This window comes from Campylobacter sp. W0014 (assembly GCF_020135975.1).
Lineage (GTDB): Bacteria > Campylobacterota > Campylobacteria > Campylobacterales > Campylobacteraceae > Campylobacter_D.
On record NZ_JACHTR010000017.1, the window covers coordinates 1 to 16,672 of the forward strand.

Here is a 16,672-nt window from a genome sequence, read left to right on the forward strand (position 1 = left end):
GCTAAAGAAAAAAGCATTTGAGTAGCTGTAATAACAGGTTTAGAGGCATTATTAGCTTTACGGATAATCTCTTTTTGAATATTTGGAACCTTATAATAAGGCACTTCGATACCTAAATCACCACGTGCTACCATAATACCATCGCTAGAATCAATAATTTCATCTATATTTTCAACAGCATCAAATTTTTCTATTTTAGCAAAAAGAGCTATTTTAGCGTTATTTTTTATTAAAATTTCTCGTACTTCATTAATGTCATGAGCGTTTTGAACAAAAGAAATGGCAAGAAAATCAACCCCATTTTCTATTCCCCAAATCAAATCATTTTTATCCTTTTGGGTGATAACATCAATGTTAATTTTAGTATTTGGAAAATTAATTCCCTTATTTGAATTTAAAAAACCATCATTTTCAATAAGGGTTTGAATCTTATCAGAATCGATACCGACTACTTTAGCACGAATAGAACCATCATATAAGTAAATATAATCATCAATTTTAAGCATATTTAGAATTTCGCTTTGATTGATGCTAAGCTTATAGTGATTTTCTTTAATTTTTTCTCCTATAATTTTTTCATAGTAGAAATCAAGTTTATCTCCTTTTTTTAACTCAAAGGGAGTTTTTAATTCTCCTGTTCTGATTTTTGGACCGCTAATATCTTGCAAAATTCCTATTCTGGTATTGAGTTCTTTAGCAACTTTACGTATAGTTTCAAGATTGTTTTTATGATACTCATGAGTTCCATGGGAGAAATTTAAACGAAAGACATTAACACCATTGATAATCATTTGGCGTAACACATCTTCACTTTCGCTCGCTGGTCCAACAGTTGCTACGATTTTTGTTTTTTTAAGCATGGTAATCCTTCTTTTGAATTTTTATTTTATAATAATTCTGAATTAAATTTATCCTCATTAAAATTAGCTCCTAAGTATTGACACATTAATTTCGCATCTCTTTGTGCATTTCCTAAGCAGCTTGTTGCACCTGGACTAGGAGTCATATTAAAAATAATTCCAGGAATTTCAGTAATACTTGCTTCTCCTAACATCAATTCTTTTCTTTTTTTATCAATGACTTGAGGACGAACTCCCCCAAAACCTCTTGCATAATATATATCACTGGCTTTTAAACTTGGAACTATTTTTCTAGCGTCTTTTACAAAGATATTTTTATTAATAAAAGGCAATTCAAAGAGATAATTATAAAGTATATAATTTCTAATAGTTGGATCTTTGAACATACTTAAAGTGACTTTAAAAACAGTTTTATCAAATTTTAAAGCTTCAAAAAATTCAGGTACGGATTTTAATCCGTGATAGCGTTCTAATTTTGGAATAACAAGTGCAGTTGGTCCAAAACGCGTATTCATATCAGCGAGCAAATCAGGATCCCCATGTAGTGCCGCAAAAGGTAATTTTGGATTTTGAACCATATAAACTTTACCATTGAGTAATTTTTGTTTTGTAAGATAAAAACTACCTGCAACAGGCCAGCAGGATTTATCTAAACCTAAATTCATTTTATGCGCCAAGTATAAAGAATGCGCACCGGCATTTACAACTACAGCTTTAGCATAATATTCTTTATAAGTATTTGTTCTTAAAAGAAAATATCCATCTTTTTTTTCTATATGAATAATCTCTTCATTAAAAGTTACAAAAGTATTTTTGTTTTGCAATTGCCCTTGTTCGATAAGACTAATACTCATTTTTTCAAAATCAACGGTTGTAAAAATTTCTCCCGCTTCTACGCCCATAGCACAAATATTTTCAGGCCTATCATTTACTCCATTTTTTCCAAGAGCTACTTTAGGTTCGATGGATTTGATTTTTTCTTTATCAAAAAATTTTATATAAGGATAAAGTTCTTTAAATTCTTCATAGCGTTTTTTCATGTAATCGCATTCTATATCATCGACCGCTAAAGCCATCTTTTGATGAGAGAACATAAAACGATTTTGGGCATTTTGCAAAATTCCATACTTTACGATCATGTCTGCTGTTGCTTTGACTTTTTTAGCTTTTTCTAAGGTGTAATTTGTTTCAATATCACCACAGTGTATGGTTTGAGAATTACTCGTTCCTTTTGAATTCAGAGTTGAAGGAGAATGATATTTTTCTATTAAAGCGATATTTTTGATATCTGTATATCGTGCGATTTCATAAAATAATGCAGATCCAGAAATTCCAGCTCCTATGATTAATACATCAAATTCTTTTTGAGGCATTATTGTTCCTTTTTTTATAAATCATAGAATTTATTTATAGAAGTTTAATTGAATTTGTTTTACAAATGGTTAAAATATATCAAAATAATCTTTTTAATGAGAATTTCTGTAACATTTTATATTAATAAATTAGGATTTTCTTGTATGATTTTTTTCATACCTCTAAAAACGAGTAGTTTATCATAAATCGCATTATCAAAATAATTTGCTAAAAATTGTCCATCTCCACCAGTAAAATAAAGTTTTTTATTTTGTGCTGTATCTTTGATGAGTAAATAAATGCTTTTGAAAACTCCATAACTTAAAGCATCTTTTGTTTTTTGTGGAAAAGCATCGAAACTCACTTGAGTATTAAATTCATATTTTAACCTCGGTGAAATATGAGCATATATTTTTCTAAAATTTGCAATCCCAGGCAAGATAAAACCTCCAAGATGTATAGAATTAGCAATAATATCAATCGTAATAGCACTTCCAGCATCTACAATTACTCCATCATCTATCGTATAACAAGCTGCTATACGATCTATCCCTAAACCTTGGTAAATAGTGTCAAAAACGAAAAATGGCTCCAAGTCAATAAAATTTTTTTGTGATTTTAAATGATTTTTTAAATTTTCATTCACGTTGATATAAAAAATTTTTTGTTCGCTTTTAAATTCTAAAAATTGTTCAATACTCAGTGTAAAATATTTATGATCTTCTAAAAAGTTAGCATTGGAATTGCCGATATCACAAAACAACATGAATATTAAATCCTTTTTCGCTAAGATATTGTTTTGCTTTAGAGCAAAGAGCGCTTTTGGTAAAAAAAAACTTTTTATTTAAATTAAAATTACTTGATAAATCATCTAAAAATAAGGCATTTTTCAAAACAAAACGAGATTTGCCAGTATAGACAAAAAGTACAACTTCTTTGTTTAAAGCACATAAATAAGTTTTTTTTGTGCTCAATTTTTTTAGATCAAAAGTTTTAAGATCTAAATTTAAAATATCCATCGCTTCTTTTAAAATATTCATTGTAAATCTAAAATTCTATTTCCATAATAAAATTTGCCATCGCCCATAAAAGACATTTTTTCAACAGGATCTAAGAATTTAAATATTTGTATATTTTTAAGATTTAAATCTGATTTTATTAAATATCCCGTTTTTTCAAAAGCATATAAATGATTTTGATATAAATTCACTTTTGTAAAGATAGCAAAATCAAATTTCTTTTGTTCTAATATTCTTAAATTATGATCAGTTTTAATGATATTTCCATTCTTTTCAAATATAAAAATAGCATCATCGCTCACCGCGATATCTTTGATATCAAAGTCTTGATAAATAGTTCTTTTAGGATCAATGATTATTACTCTTTTTGCTGAGGCTGCGATAATTTGATTATTTCGTATGCTTAGATGAATGATATTGTTAAAAAAGTTTTCCGCAGAAACAACAATATCTTTGACTATTTTTAAAGTATCTTTTGATAAAACCATAATTTTTCCATCCAAGGTTGGATAAATGATAACATTATCTAAGAATATCGGATTTGCCACGCGATTATCTTGAGCAGGTGCTGGAGTGAGGGTTTGAATAAATTTAATACCTAAAGAACGATTCGCAAAAACAATGCTATTATTAGCCAAAACAAGTGCTAAATCATCTCCATTTAAGGCAATTCCTATAACAGCAGCGTCAAATTTATAAGAATAAGTTTCTTTATGGGCACTATTATAAATTTTTAAATTTCCATTATTATCCGCCTCGGTAAATTCTCCATCTTGATAGGCTAAGAGAATATAGTTTTTATCAAGCTTAAAATCATGAGTCGCTTGAGTATCTTTTAAAATGATTTGATTATTGCTAAGTTTGGCAGAAAATAAATTCCAATCAACTATACTAGCTTTTAGGCTACCATTATGATTTAATTCTCCATCTATATAAGCTGGTTCGAAATATTGTCTTTTTGTGCCACAAGCGCAAATAAAAATCAAAGCAAATAAAGTTATAAAAAAATGTTTCATTGCGAAATACCTTGATAATGTTTAAGATTTTTAGCGATTTGTTTAAGAGGTGAATTTTCATTAATTTGAGAAAGCAATACATTGGCTTGTTCGATTTTGTTTCCCTCTAAAAGTTTACAAGCTTCTAAAAGTTTATCATAATCTTTTAAAAATATTGATTTTTCTCCTAAAAATGCTAAAATGATATTTTGTAATAAAGGATTTATTTCAGAATTGGAACTTATGGTTTTGAGTTGATTTTTTAAATTTGTATCGTTTTCATCATTTTGAATTTTATTAATAAGGAATATAGCATAAAGATTAATATTTTTTTCTTTTAGTTGATTTAAAAGGCTTTCATCGTTTGGATATTTTAATAACTGGGTATAAATTCTATTGCTTTCTTTTTTGTTATATTCTTCAACTTTAGAAATTCCAAAACTAATAGCAAACCAAAGAACGGCGATAATTGCAATTAAAAATATATATTTTTTATATTTTTTTATAAATCTTTCACTTTTTATAAAATTTTCTATCATTTTTTCTTCAGCATTAAGTTCTGTTTTAATAGATTTTAAATTATCTTTTAAGCTCAAATTTCATCCTTAGTGTTTTTGTTTTTACAATTTTAAATTTAGTATTATTGTAACATAAATTTATAAATTCTAAGACATTGTAAAATAATTAAAGCTTTTTTATGTTATAATTTTTTATTATCATTTAAATTTTTTAGTCAAGGCTGTAAAATGCAAATAAATGAAGAATTGCTTACCAAACTTGAAAAATTAAGTGCCTTAAAAATTGCAGAAGATAAAAGAAGCAAATTGGTACAAGAGCTTGAGGAAATTGTTAATTTTGTCGAAAAGCTTAATGAATTAGATTTGAGTTCTTCTGAGATTACGGTAAGCACTCTTAGAGGTGGTACTCCTTTAAGAGTGGATCAAATAGAAAACAAAGATATAATTAAAGATGTTTTAGTTTATTCTCCAAAAAAAGATGAGAATTTTTTTGTCGTGCCTAAGATTATAGAATGATTAACTTGTTATTTAATGCTTACTTATAGAATAATTTTAAAGATATGGTGAAAGTGAATGAGTATGAATTTTTATTGGTTTGATGCTTTTATTTTAGGTTTTACCTTACTTTTAGGTCTTAAAGGTATTATCAATGGTTTGATTAAAGAAGTATTTGGATTGTTAGGTATTATTGGCGGTGTGTTTGTGGCTTCAAAGTATTCCTCATCCGCGTCTGCTTTTATAGAAAATACTTTTTATAGAATTGAAAATCAAAGTTTAGCTGATTTTGCAGGTTTTTTAGCGATTTTAATTATTTTTTGGATAGTTTGCCTTTTGCTTGGAAATTTTCTTTCAAAATTAGTTAAGCTTAGCGGATTAGGTTTTTTAGATCGCATAGGTGGATTTATTTTTGGTTGCGGGAAAATATTTTTTATTTTTGCTATTTTTGTTTTTTGTATAACAAGAATAGATTTTTTAAACAGCAAATTAAATTCTTTTGCTAAAGACAGTTATACTTTGGAAATACTTAAAAATACAGGTTCTTTTATCATGAATCAACCTTTAGCTGAAGATGGTCTTAATAAAATAAAAAATACAACTAATAATCTCAACAGCTTTCAAGAGGAACAATAAATGTTGATTGAAAATGTAGAATATGATGTATTATTAGAAAGATTTAAAAAAATTTTAAGACAAGGTGGTCTTAAATACACAAAACAAAGGGAAATATTATTAAAAGCATTATACCATAGTGATACACACCATACACCAGAGAGTTTATATATGGAAATAAAACAAGTTGAACCAGATTTAAATGTGGGTATTGCTACTGTTTATAGAACTTTAAATTTACTTGAAGAAGCAGAAATGGTTACTTCGATCTCTTTTGGTTCAGCTGGAAAAAAATACGAATTGGCAAATAAACCACATCATGATCATATGATTTGTAAAAATTGTGGTAAAATTATTGAATTTGAAAATTCTATTATTGAAAGACAACAAGCTTTAATTGCTAAGGAATATAATTTTAAACTAACGGGACATTTAATGCAGCTTTATGGAATTTGCGATGAATGCAATCAAAAAATTAAGGTGAAAATCTAATGTTTGATAATATTTTAGAACGACAAAGAATAGAAAAATCAAATGAATTTAGAAAAGCTGGTATAAATCCTTATCCGCATTTTCTAAAAAAAGAAATGTCTTTATTGGATTTTAAAATTAAATTTTCTTATGTGCTTCAAAGTGAAAGCAAGCGAGATGAAAATAGTTTTGGTATTGTTGCAGGACGTTTGAAGCTTTTAAGAATAGCCGGAAAATCTATTTTTGCAAATATAGAAGATGAAAATACCAATTTGCAGATTTATTTCAGTAAAGATAGTATTGGTGAAAAACAATTTAATTTGCTCAAAAAAAATCTTGAGGTAGGAGATATTGTTTTAGTAAAAGGTTTTCCGTTTGTAACCAAAACAGGCGAATTTAGCCTTCATGCAAACGAAGTAAAACTTGCTACTAAATCCATTGTTCCACTACCTGAAAAATATCATGGACTTACAGATATAGAACAACGATATCGTAAACGTTATGTCGATTTGATTATGAATTCAGATGTTAGAAAAGATTTTTTAATTCGTTCTAAAGTAGTAAGTTTAATTCGCCATTTTTTTGAAAGTAAAGGTTTTTTAGAGGTTGAAACACCTATGATGCATCCAATTGCAGGTGGTGCTAATGCTAAACCTTTTGTAACATTTCACAACTCTTTAGGTGTTGAAAGATTTTTAAGGATCGCACCAGAGCTTTATTTAAAAAGGCTTATAGTTGGAGGTTTCGAAGCAGTTTTTGAAATCAATCGTTGTTTTAGAAATGAAGGTATGGATTTAACACATAATCCAGAATTTACAACGATAGAATTTTATTGGGCTTATCACAATTATAAAGATTTGATGGATCTTACAGAGGAGCTTTTTTCTTTACTTTTAGATCAATTAAATTTAGAAAAAGTTATAGAATTTGATGGTCATAAAATTGATTTTTCAAAACCTTTTGAAAGAATTTCATACAAGGAAGCCCTTAAAAAATATGGTGGTTTAAGTGATGAAATTATAGAAAATAAAGATAAAATTTTAACTCAATTAAAATCTGATGGTTTTGAAGCCAATGAAAAATTAGATTTAGGGCATTTGCAGGCAGAATTATTTGATAATTATGTAGAAAGCAAGTTGATCAATCCTACTTTTATTACGGATTTTCCAGTTTCTATCAGTCCGCTTTCTCGTCGTAGCGATGAAGATCCTAATATAGCTGAAAGATTTGAGTTATTTGTTTGCGGAAGAGAATTGGCTAATGGTTTTAATGAATTAAATGATCCTTTAGATCAATATGAAAGATTTTTAAAGCAAATAGAAGCAAAAAATGCAGGCAATGAAGAAGCATGTGAAATGGATGAAGATTTTGTTAATGCTTTGGGCTATGGTATGCCACCTACGGCAGGACAGGGAATAGGAATTGATAGATTGGTTATGTTATTAACTAATAAAAAATCTATTCGAGATGTTATTTTATTCCCAGCTATGAGACCATTAAAATCAGAATTAAAGGAGGGTAAAGAATGAGTTTAGAGTATTTTGATCAAGAAATTTTTAATTTGGTAAATCAAGAATTAAAGCGTCAATGTGAAGGTCTTGAGATGATAGCAAGTGAAAATTTCACTTTACCTGAAGTTATGGAGGTTATGGGAAGCGTATTAACAAATAAATATGCTGAAGGATATCCAAATAAAAGATATTATGGTGGCTGTGAAGTTGTCGATGAAATAGAAAATTTAGCTATTGAAAGATGTAAAAAACTTTTTAAATGTAATTTTGCTAATGTCCAGCCTAATTCAGGTTCTCAGGCAAATCAAGGCGTTTATGCAGCTCTTTTAAATCCAGGAGATAAAATTTTAGGTATGGATTTAAGTCATGGTGGCCATTTAACTCATGGTGCAAAAGTAAGCTCTTCGGGAAAAATTTATGAAAGTTTTTTTTATGGTGTAGAGCTTGATGGAAGAATTAATTATGAAAAAGTCAGAGAAATAGCTCGCATAGTTAAGCCAAAATTGATAGTGTGCGGTGCAAGTGCTTATGCTAGGTTTATCGATTTTGCTAAATTTAGAGAAATTGCGGATGAGATTGGTGCTTATCTTTTTGCAGATGTAGCGCATATTGCAGGGCTTGTTGTTGCTGGAGAACATCCCGATCCTTTTCCTCATGCTCATGTTGTAAGTTCCACAACCCATAAAACTTTAAGGGGTCCAAGGGGCGGTATTATCATGAGTAATGATGAAGAGATTGCTAAGAAAATTAACTCGGCAATTTTCCCAGGAATTCAGGGTGGCCCTTTAATACATGTAATCGCCGCTAAGGCCGTAGGTTTTAAATTTAATCTTAGTGAAGAATGGAAAATTTATGCAAAACAAATAAGAAATAACGCCCAAGTTTTAGCTAAAGTGTTGATGGATAGAAAATATAAACTTGTAAGCGATGGCACAGATAACCATCTTGTTTTAATGAGCTTTTTAGATCGTGAATTTAGCGGAAAAGATGCAGATATAGCATTAGGAAATTCAGGTATAACTGCAAATAAAAATACAGTTCCAGGTGAAACCAGAAGTCCGTTTATAACCAGTGGATTAAGACTAGGAACACCAGCGCTTACTGCTAGAGGTTTTAAAGAAAAAGAGATGGAGATTGTTGCAAATTATATAGCAGATATTTTAGATGATATTAATAATACTAATTTACAAAAAGACATCAGATTAAAACTTGAAGAACTTGCGAAAAATTTTATAATTTATACAAAGGCTATGTTTTGATTTCACCTATGGATATGTCATTAATTAAGATAATTGGTAGTCATTATTATATCATGAGAAATAGAATTGTTAACAAAGTTACTCATCGAGGACGTTTATTTTTTGACAAGTTTGAAAGAATTGACTCACCTTTAAATTTGAATATTATCAGAGAGCATGCAGCTAAAAAAATTGTCGTTGCCCATGATTTAATCACTAAAGACAATAAAGTTGAAAATATTGTTTTTGACTATAATGGTTTTAATGCTGAAAGATTTTATCATCGTGCCCAACTCATTTTGCGCGAGGAAGGTTTTATCAATTTTACAGCTTATAAAACAAAAACTCCAGGGCATTTGCATTTATATATTCATAAAGGACATACTTCGTTAAACGAAGGTTATTCTTTAGCGTCTAAACTTTCAATGATGTTTGCAAGTAAAATGCCTGTAGAATGGAAAGTTTTTCCAAGTATGAACGTTCCAAGGGAATTTAATATTTTAGTTTTACCTTATGAGGTTTATCAAAAAGAACGTGGTAGTTCTTGGTCTAAACATATGTAAGAAAGGAAAAATATGGAAAATAATAACAAAAATGATTTTGATGATATCATTTTAGAAAAAAGCAATAAAAGTGAAAAGATAAAAAAAATTCTTTTAAGAGTGATTGCTTTAATTATCTTATTTTTAATCATTATGATTGTTATGAAACTAATCAATAGCGGAGGCGATGATAATAAAAATCAAACAGTTTTGCCTAGTGAACCTGCAAATACTATTCAAGATAGTAATACAGATAATTCTTTTGAAAATATGTCTATTAGTACGGATAATTCCGCAGAAGATCAATTTGAAGCTTTAAGAAAGCAAATTCAAGGCGATCAAAACGATAGTAGTTTGGAAGCTAACACCTTAGATCAAAATCTTGATAATGCAAATTTTGCTTTACCTGATCAAGATAGTGTTCAACAAGAATCAAATTCAAATATTTCAGATGAGAAAAAGCAAGCTATTATAAATACACAAGCTTCTAAGGTTGAAGAAAGGCCAAAAGAACAACCAAAAGATCAGGTTAAGAAACCTACTACAGTAAAAGATACCGCAACTAAAAAACAAGAACATGTTGTAAAACAAAATCAGCAGCAAAGTGCTAATGATTTATTCAAAAACGTAGATGCAAAACCTGTTAATCCGGACGGTTTACCTTCTGGAATTTATGTCCAAATTTTTTCTGTAAATAATTTAGATCAAAAATCTAGAGAATTAGCAGCTGTTAGAAAAAAAGGTTATGAGTATAAGCTTTATAAAACAAAAGTTGCAGGTAAAGAAATAACTAAGGTTTTAATTGGACCATTTGATAAAGCAAATATTTCACAAGAGCTTGCCAAAATTAGAAAAGAAGTAGCTAAAGACGCATTTTCTTTCACTCTAAAATGAAATTTTTAGCCGTTATAGGCAATCCTATTATGCATTCTAAATCGCCTAGAATGCATAATAATGCGATTAAATTTCTTAAATTAGAGGGAATTTACACCCGTTATTGTTTAAAAAATGATTTATTTTTAAAAGAAGAATTATTAAAAATAGGTTTTGATGCTGTAAATATTACCGCTCCTTTTAAGGAAAAAGCTTATGAAATTGCCGATTTTAAAGATGAAGTTTCAACTCATGTAGGTTCTGCTAACACTCTTTGTTTTAAAAACAATCAAATTTATGCTTACAATACAGATGGAATAGGTTTTTTACAAGCCATTAAAGAATTTAAAAACATCAAAAAAGCTTTGATTTTAGGAGCGGGTGGAACGGCTCTTGTATTAGCTTATGTTTTAAGAAAAAAAGGCGCGGATGTTTATATCGCTAATCGTAGCGCCAAAAGACTTCGATGTTTCAATGCTTATAAAAATAGTCTTTATGAAGATTTAAAAGACTTTGATTTTGATTTGATTGTTAACTCCACTTCAGCTGGTTTAGTGAGCGATGACTTACCCTGTTCAGAGGAAATTTTACATAAGCTTTTATCGAGTGCTAAATTTGCTTTTGAAGTTATTTATAATAAAGAAACTCCTTTTTATAAATTTTGTAAAAAATACGATTTGAAAGTAAAAAATGGACTTGAAATGCTTTTATGGCAAGGAGTGTTTGCTTTTGAATTATTTTTTGATCTTAAAAATCAAAGAGAAGAAATTAAAAAAGCGATGATACAAGCTTTAAATTTGGATTAATTTTTGAAAAATTCTTATAGAATTTTTCAAAAAATTTATTCAAAAATGATAACTCCATCTTGATTTTTATTTACATCATTATTTACATCATTTTCTTTTTTTACATTAGGGTTATTACTCGGGATATTTTTAAAAGTATCTTTAGATGGTTGCGAAGGATTTTCTTCAAAGGAAGAGTTATTGTCAAAGCTGTTAAATTTCTCAGGATTATTTGAAGGTTGTGCTATATCTATTGCTTTTGGAAGATTACTATAGAGTGTATTTAGGGTATTTTTATAAAAGGCTATAAAGCTTCTATCAATTTCAAACGCAGGACGTTCTAAACCTTTATTAAGTTGGGTTGGGACTGTGGATATAGTGGTTTTGAACATATTGATTCCATCATCATTTTTTATAGGATAAGTAAGAGAAATCAAGGAATTTAATTTTGTATTGCTTGTTAAATCGGTTGAATTTTGAGGATTATGAGCGTCAATAAAGCTTACTTTTCCTTGAAATTGAATTCCTAAATTAGATTTAACGTAATCCCCGCTTACAAAACTATCTGATTTTTGCGGATTTTGTTCTTCTATATAAATGCTGATTAAACTTTTAAGAGTATAATCAGGATTTGAATTGACTATTTTATAACCTTTGAGTTTTGCTACAGTAGCTATTTGTTCTTCTAAATTTTCTTTTAAGAGTTCAATTTCTTTTTCTATACGAATTTTAAGCACAGAATTTTCAAAATAATCAGAATAATTATTATTTTGTTCTATGTTAATAGGCTCAAGAGCAATGGTAATTCCAGAATCTATAGATTCCGTTTTAATAGGAGTTTGAGGTTTAAAATTAGGCATTGAAACATTTACAAAGGTGCTACTAGTGTTACTACAAGCACTTAAAAATAAAAAAATAAAAATAAAAAAATATTTTTTCATGATTTATCCTTGTCAATGATTAAAATTATATAATTATAGCAAGTTAAAGTTTTTTTGTTATATTTTAGAAAACAAAAATTTAGGAAAATATATGGAATTTTGGAGACATATTTATTCAAATTTTGATGTCGTTGCGTTTAGTGTTTTTGGATTAAAAGTGCATTGGTATGGAATTATGTATGTATTAGCTTTGATTTTAGCTCTAGCTTTGGCTAAGTTTTTTTCTAAAAAAATGAATATGGGTATTAGTAATAAATGCTTAGATAGTTATTTTGTTTGGGTAGAAATTGGGGTGATTTTAGGCGCAAGACTTGGATATATTTTAATTTATGATAGTCATACAATGTATTATATTGCTCATCCTTGGCAAATTTTTAATCCTTATATTGATGGTGAATTTGTGGGAATTCGTGGTATGAGTTATCATGGAGCTATTATTGGTTTTTTAATAGCAACTTTTTTATTTTGCAAAAAACACAAAGAAAACCCTTGGAAATTTTTAGATTTAGTAGCCTTGAGTGTGCCTTTAGCTTATGTTTTTGGACGTATTGGAAATTTCTTAAATCAAGAACTTTTTGGCCGTATAACTGATGTACCTTGGGGAATTTATGTTAATGGGGTTTTAAGACATCCATCTCAGCTATATGAGGCTTTTTTGGAGGGCATTGTTGTTTTTATAGTTGTTTATATAGCAAGATTAAAACAAACTTTTTGTGGAGAATTAATCATTGTTTATGCTTGTATGTATTCTTTAGCACGTTTTATTTGTGAATTTTTCAGAGAGCCTGATTTTGGAATAGGTTTTGTGCTTTGGGGGATGAGTATGGGGCAAATTTTAAGTTTAATTATGCTTCTTGTTGCATTGTTATTTTATATTTGGATAAAATTTAAAAAAGTAAATATTTAATTTATATTAAAGATTATTGTAATATAATCAGAAAGTTTTTTTATTTTTTATAAAAGGAGTATAGATGAGCGGACTTATCGAAGGGTATTTGGGTAAGAGTATTGAAGGCAAAAAAAGCAAAATGCCTGCAAAATTAGATTTTATCCAAAGTGCTTCAGGTCTTTTTTTAGGTCTTTTTATGTGGGCACATATGTTTTTCGTGTCTACAATTTTAGTAAGCGGAGATTTTTTTAATTCTGTTGTTCATTTTTTAGAATTAAAATTTGTTTATAATAATCCTATAATGAGTTATATCACTTCTTTTTTGGCAACTTGTGTTTTAGTGATATTTTTTATTCATGCTTTATTGGCTATGAGAAAATTCCCTATTAATTATCGCCAATATCAAATTTTAAGAGTGCACGCTAAAACAATGAAACATAGTGATACTTCGCTTTGGTGGGTTCAGGCATTGACTGGATTTTTAATGTTCTTTTTGGGTTCTGCTCATCTTATTTTTGTCATTACGAATGCAGATAAAATCAGTGATGCTATGTCAGGAGATAGAGTAATAAGTCATTTTATGTGGCTTTTTTATGCTGTGCTTTTGGTATGTGTAGAGCTTCATGGTAGCATAGGTCTTTATAGACTTTGTGTTAAATGGGGTTGGTTTGAAGGAAAAAATGCAAAAGAAAGCAGAAAAAAACTTAAAGTAGCTAAATGGATTGTAAGTGTATTTTTCTTAGCTTTAGGTATTTTAAGTCTTTTAGCTTTTGTAAAAATTGGTTTAGCAAATTATCAAAATTCAACCATTGCAATGATACAAACTTATAATGGAGCAAATTTATGAATATACAATATAGTGATGCTTTGGTAATAGGTGGAGGTTTAGCAGGCCTTAGAGCTGCAATTGAAGTTGCAAAAAGTGGTCAAAGTGTGACACTTTTGAGTATTTGCCCAGTAAAACGTTCTCATTCTGCAGCTGTTCAAGGGGGAATGCAAGCAAGCCTTGGAAATGGTGCTAAAGGCGAAGGAGATAATGAAGATCTTCATTTTGCAGATACGGTAAAAGGAAGTGATTGGGGCTGTGATCAAGAAGTAGCAAGAATGTTTGCTCAAACTGCTCCAAAAGCTGTTAGAGAACTTGCAGCTTGGGGTGTTCCTTGGACTAGGGTGACAAAAGGACCAAGAACTGTAGTTATCAATGCGCAAAAAACAGTTATTGAAGAAAAAGAAGAAGCCCATGGTCTTATTAATGCGCGTGATTTTGGTGGAACTAAAAAATGGAGAACTTGTTATATAGCTGATGCAACTGGACATTGTATGCTTTATGGTGTAGCAAATGAAGCTATTAAACATCAAGTTAAGATTATTGATAGAATGGAAGCGGTAAGAATTATCCATGATGGTAAAAAATGTTTAGGTGTGATTGCAAGAGATTTAACTAATGGACAATTGATTGCTTATATCGCACGTGGAACCATGATAGCAACTGGGGGTTATGGAAGAATTTATAAACAAACCACTAATGCCGTTATTTGTGAAGGAACTGGTGCGGCTATAGCTCTTGAAACGGGACTTTGCAGACTTTCAAATATGGAAGCAGTGCAATTTCACCCAACTCCTATAGTTCCAAGTGGAATTTTGCTTACTGAAGGTTGTCGTGGAGATGGCGGAATTTTGCGTGATGTGGATGGTTATCGTTTCATGCCTGATTATGAGCCAGAGAAAAAAGAACTTGCAAGTCGTGATGTTGTTAGTCGTAGAATGATGGAACACATTAGAAAAGGAAAAGGTGTTAAAAGTCCTTATGGAGATCATTTATGGCTTGATATTTCTATACTTGGTCGTGCTCATGTTGAAAAAAATCTCCGCGATGTGCAAGATATTTGCAAAACTTTTAATGGAATTGATCCAGCTGATGAAGGTCCAAAAGGTTGGGCGCCGGTTTTACCTATGCAGCATTATTCTATGGGTGGAATCAGAACCAAACCAACCGGTGAAAGTCAATGGCTAGACGGGCTTTTTGCTTGCGGTGAAGCAGCTTGTTGGGATATGCACGGATTTAACCGTTTGGGTGGAAATTCTTGTGCTGAAACTGTAGTTGCTGGAATGATTATAGGGGATTATTTTGCACAATATTGTAAAAATAACGGAGAAGTTGTTGATACAAATGTTGTTAAAGAATTCTTAAGCAAAGAATATCATTATCTTAAATCTTTAGTGGATAAAGAAGGCAAACATGATGTTTTTGAAATCAAAAACAGAATGAAAGAGATCATGTGGGATAAAGTAGCTATTTTCAGAAATGGAGAAGGGCTTAAAGAAGCTGTTGATGAATTAGAAAAACTTTATAAAGATTCTTTAGATGTGAAAGTACATTGTAAAGAGCTTGATTGTGCTAATCCAGAACTTGAAGAAGCGTATAGAGTTCCTAGAATGTTAAAAATTGCACTTTGTGTTGCTTATGGAGCACTTTTAAGAACAGAAAGTCGTGGAGCGCATTATAGGGAAGATTATCCAAAAAGAGATGATTTAAATTGGATGAAAAGAACAAATACTTATTGGGTTGAAGGCGAAACTTTGCCACGTGTAGAATATGAAGATCTTGATATCATGAAAATGGAAATGCCACCAGCATTCCGTGGATATGGAGCAAAAGGTAATATCATCGAAAATCCTTTAAGTGAAAAACGCCAAGCTGAAGTGGATGCAATCCGTGAAAAAATGGAAGCAGAAGGCAAAAGTCGTTATGAAATTCAAGATGCTTTAATGCCTTATGAACTTCAAGCAAAATTTAAAAAACCAAATCAAAGAATAGGAGTGGATTATGAGTAGAAAATTAACTATAAAAGCATTTAAGTATAATCCTTTAAGCAAAATTTCAAAACCACATTTTGTAACTTATGAGCTTGAAGAAACTCCTTTTATGACTGTTTTTGTATGCTTGACTTTGATTCGCGAAAAAATGGATGCTGATCTTAGTTTTGATTTTGTTTGTCGTGCGGGAATTTGTGGATCTTGTGCTATGATGATCAATGGTGTACCAAAACTTGCTTGTAAGACTTTAACAAAAGATTATGAAGATGGCGTTATTGAGCTTATGCCTATGCCAGCGTTTAGACATATTAAAGATTTGAGTGTAAATACTGGAGAATGGTTTGAAGGTATGTGTAAGCGTGTTGAAAGCTGGGTTCATAATGAAAAAGAAACCGATATTTCAGCACTAGAAGAACGCATAGAGCCTGAAGTTGCAGATGAAACTTTCGAACTTGATCGTTGTATAGAATGTGGAATTTGTGTTGCTTCATGTGCAACTAAGCTTATGAGACCTGATTTTATAGGAGCTACAGGACTTTTAAGAACTGCAAGATATTTACAAGATCCACATGATCATAGAAGCATAGAAGATTTTTATGAATTAGTGGGCGATGATGATGGTGTTTTTGGATGTATGTCTTTGCTTGCTTGTGAGGATAATTGCCCTAAAGATTTACCTTTGCAAAGTAAAATCGCTTACATGAGAAGACAACTTGTTGCTCAAAAGAACAAATAAAAACTTCCCCTTTT

18 protein-coding genes and 1 pseudogene are annotated in these 16,672 nt (G+C 30.0%); 12 read left to right on the forward strand and 7 right to left on the reverse strand.

Going from position 1 to position 16,672, the window contains the following annotated elements; all coding sequences use genetic code 11:
• The 6 genes from pyk to H2277_RS06235 form a co-directional block, all read right to left on the reverse strand.
• On the reverse strand, positions 1–860 hold an 860-nt coding region (pyk, locus tag H2277_RS06210; protein WP_337201484.1), incomplete at its 3' end, for a pyruvate kinase.
• 26 nt (positions 861–886) lie between these two features.
• Positions 887–2,233 (reverse strand): FAD-dependent oxidoreductase, encoded by a 1,347-nt coding sequence (locus H2277_RS06215; protein WP_337201485.1) that lies wholly within the window; start codon positions 2,231–2,233, stop codon positions 887–889.
• A 116-nt stretch (positions 2,234–2,349) separates the two neighbouring features.
• The gene (locus H2277_RS06220) at positions 2,350–2,979 is read right to left on the reverse strand and encodes a type III pantothenate kinase (protein WP_337201486.1); all 630 of its coding nucleotides are present in this window, start codon (positions 2,977–2,979) and stop codon (positions 2,350–2,352) included.
• Entirely contained in the window at positions 2,966–3,253 is a 288-nt protein-coding gene (locus tag H2277_RS06225; RefSeq protein ID WP_337201487.1) for a tram-like protein, read from the reverse strand. Before H2277_RS06225 ends, H2277_RS06220 begins: the two co-directional genes overlap by 14 nt.
• A complete protein-coding gene (locus H2277_RS06230; protein ID WP_337201488.1) occupies positions 3,250–4,248 on the reverse strand; it encodes a hypothetical protein in 999 nt (332 codons plus the stop codon). Before H2277_RS06230 ends, H2277_RS06225 begins: the two co-directional genes overlap by 4 nt.
• Positions 4,245–4,823: a hypothetical protein gene (locus H2277_RS06235; RefSeq protein WP_337201489.1), complete on the reverse strand. Its 579-nt coding sequence runs from the start codon at positions 4,821–4,823 to the stop codon at positions 4,245–4,247. Before H2277_RS06235 ends, H2277_RS06230 begins: the two co-directional genes overlap by 4 nt.
• 150 nt (positions 4,824–4,973) lie before the next feature.
• Here H2277_RS06235 and gatC point away from each other — a divergent pair, with 150 nt between their 5' ends.
• The 8 genes from gatC (at position 4,974) to H2277_RS06275 (ending at position 11,296) form a co-directional block, all read left to right on the forward strand.
• Positions 4,974–5,261 (forward strand): Asp-tRNA(Asn)/Glu-tRNA(Gln) amidotransferase subunit GatC, encoded by a 288-nt coding sequence (gene gatC, locus H2277_RS06240; protein ID WP_337201490.1) that lies wholly within the window; start codon positions 4,974–4,976, stop codon positions 5,259–5,261.
• Positions 5,262–5,324: 63 nt separating this feature from the next.
• On the forward strand, positions 5,325–5,876 hold the full coding sequence (locus H2277_RS06245) for a CvpA family protein (RefSeq protein ID WP_337201516.1): 552 nt from the start codon (positions 5,325–5,327) through the stop codon (positions 5,874–5,876).
• Entirely contained in the window at positions 5,877–6,347 is a 471-nt protein-coding gene (locus H2277_RS06250; RefSeq protein ID WP_337201491.1) for a Fur family transcriptional regulator, read from the forward strand. It begins immediately after the preceding gene.
• The gene (gene lysS, locus H2277_RS06255) at positions 6,347–7,855 is read left to right on the forward strand and encodes a lysine--tRNA ligase (RefSeq protein WP_337201492.1); all 1,509 of its coding nucleotides are present in this window, start codon (positions 6,347–6,349) and stop codon (positions 7,853–7,855) included. The genes H2277_RS06250 and lysS overlap by 1 nt, the downstream gene beginning before the upstream one ends.
• A complete protein-coding gene (locus tag H2277_RS06260) occupies positions 7,852–9,096 on the forward strand; it encodes a serine hydroxymethyltransferase (RefSeq protein WP_337201493.1) in 1,245 nt (414 codons plus the stop codon). The genes lysS and H2277_RS06260 overlap by 4 nt, the downstream gene beginning before the upstream one ends.
• Complete coding sequence (locus H2277_RS06265) at positions 9,093–9,638, forward strand: DUF1882 domain-containing protein (protein ID WP_337201494.1); 546 nt, start codon at positions 9,093–9,095, stop codon at positions 9,636–9,638. The genes H2277_RS06260 and H2277_RS06265 overlap by 4 nt, the downstream gene beginning before the upstream one ends.
• Before the next feature lie 12 nt (positions 9,639–9,650).
• A complete protein-coding gene (locus H2277_RS06270; protein ID WP_337201495.1) occupies positions 9,651–10,511 on the forward strand; it encodes an SPOR domain-containing protein in 861 nt (286 codons plus the stop codon).
• Entirely contained in the window at positions 10,508–11,296 is a 789-nt protein-coding gene (locus tag H2277_RS06275; protein WP_337201496.1) for a shikimate dehydrogenase, read from the forward strand. Before H2277_RS06270 ends, H2277_RS06275 begins: the two co-directional genes overlap by 4 nt.
• A gap of 35 nt (positions 11,297–11,331) precedes the next feature.
• Here the strand turns inward: H2277_RS06275 and H2277_RS06280 are convergent, their stop codons facing one another.
• Positions 11,332–12,216: a hypothetical protein gene (locus H2277_RS06280; protein ID WP_337201497.1), complete on the reverse strand. Its 885-nt coding sequence runs from the start codon at positions 12,214–12,216 to the stop codon at positions 11,332–11,334.
• Positions 12,217–12,307: 91 nt separating this feature from the next.
• Here H2277_RS06280 and lgt point away from each other — a divergent pair, with 91 nt between their 5' ends.
• The 4 genes and pseudogenes from lgt to H2277_RS06300 all read left to right on the forward strand — a co-directional run bounded on the left by lgt (position 12,308) and on the right by H2277_RS06300 (position 16,658).
• On the forward strand, positions 12,308–13,123 hold the full coding sequence (gene lgt / locus H2277_RS06285) for a prolipoprotein diacylglyceryl transferase (protein ID WP_337201498.1): 816 nt from the start codon (positions 12,308–12,310) through the stop codon (positions 13,121–13,123).
• A gap of 64 nt (positions 13,124–13,187) precedes the next feature.
• Positions 13,188–13,965 (forward strand): annotated as a pseudogene (locus H2277_RS06290) (fumarate reductase cytochrome b subunit).
• Positions 13,949–15,940 (forward strand): fumarate reductase flavoprotein subunit, encoded by a 1,992-nt coding sequence (locus H2277_RS06295; RefSeq protein WP_337201499.1) that lies wholly within the window; start codon positions 13,949–13,951, stop codon positions 15,938–15,940. The pseudogene H2277_RS06290 and the gene H2277_RS06295 overlap by 17 nt, the downstream one beginning before the upstream one ends.
• Positions 15,933–16,658, forward strand: coding sequence for a fumarate reductase iron-sulfur subunit (locus tag H2277_RS06300; RefSeq protein WP_137623213.1), 726 nt, complete (start codon positions 15,933–15,935; stop codon positions 16,656–16,658). Before H2277_RS06295 ends, H2277_RS06300 begins: the two co-directional genes overlap by 8 nt.
• Positions 16,659–16,672 lie beyond the last annotated feature (14 nt).

Excerpts from the sequence above, each read along its gene's own strand:
- H2277_RS06280 (WP_337201497.1), bottom strand. The coding sequence starts at position 12,216 with ATGAAAAAATATTTTTTTATTTTTATTTTTTTATTTTTAAGTGCTTGT.
- lysS (WP_337201492.1), top strand. The coding sequence starts at position 6,347 with ATGTTTGATAATATTTTAGAACGACAAAGAATAGAAAAATCAAATGAA.
- H2277_RS06230 (WP_337201488.1), bottom strand. The coding sequence starts at position 4,248 with ATGAAACATTTTTTTATAACTTTATTTGCTTTGATTTTTATTTGCGCT.
- H2277_RS06220 (WP_337201486.1), bottom strand. The coding sequence starts at position 2,979 with ATGTTGTTTTGTGATATCGGCAATTCCAATGCTAACTTTTTAGAAGAT.
- H2277_RS06275 (WP_337201496.1), top strand. The coding sequence starts at position 10,508 with ATGAAATTTTTAGCCGTTATAGGCAATCCTATTATGCATTCTAAATCG.
- H2277_RS06225 (WP_337201487.1), bottom strand. The coding sequence starts at position 3,253 with ATGAATATTTTAAAAGAAGCGATGGATATTTTAAATTTAGATCTTAAA.
- H2277_RS06270 (WP_337201495.1), top strand. The coding sequence starts at position 9,651 with ATGGAAAATAATAACAAAAATGATTTTGATGATATCATTTTAGAAAAA.
- H2277_RS06215 (WP_337201485.1), bottom strand. The coding sequence starts at position 2,233 with ATGCCTCAAAAAGAATTTGATGTATTAATCATAGGAGCTGGAATTTCT.
- lgt (WP_337201498.1), top strand. The coding sequence starts at position 12,308 with ATGGAATTTTGGAGACATATTTATTCAAATTTTGATGTCGTTGCGTTT.
- H2277_RS06245 (WP_337201516.1), top strand. The coding sequence starts at position 5,325 with ATGAATTTTTATTGGTTTGATGCTTTTATTTTAGGTTTTACCTTACTT.
- gatC (WP_337201490.1), top strand. The coding sequence starts at position 4,974 with ATGCAAATAAATGAAGAATTGCTTACCAAACTTGAAAAATTAAGTGCC.
- H2277_RS06260 (WP_337201493.1), top strand. The coding sequence starts at position 7,852 with ATGAGTTTAGAGTATTTTGATCAAGAAATTTTTAATTTGGTAAATCAA.
- H2277_RS06300 (WP_137623213.1), top strand. The coding sequence starts at position 15,933 with ATGAGTAGAAAATTAACTATAAAAGCATTTAAGTATAATCCTTTAAGC.
- H2277_RS06250 (WP_337201491.1), top strand. The coding sequence starts at position 5,877 with ATGTTGATTGAAAATGTAGAATATGATGTATTATTAGAAAGATTTAAA.
- H2277_RS06295 (WP_337201499.1), top strand. The coding sequence starts at position 13,949 with ATGAATATACAATATAGTGATGCTTTGGTAATAGGTGGAGGTTTAGCA.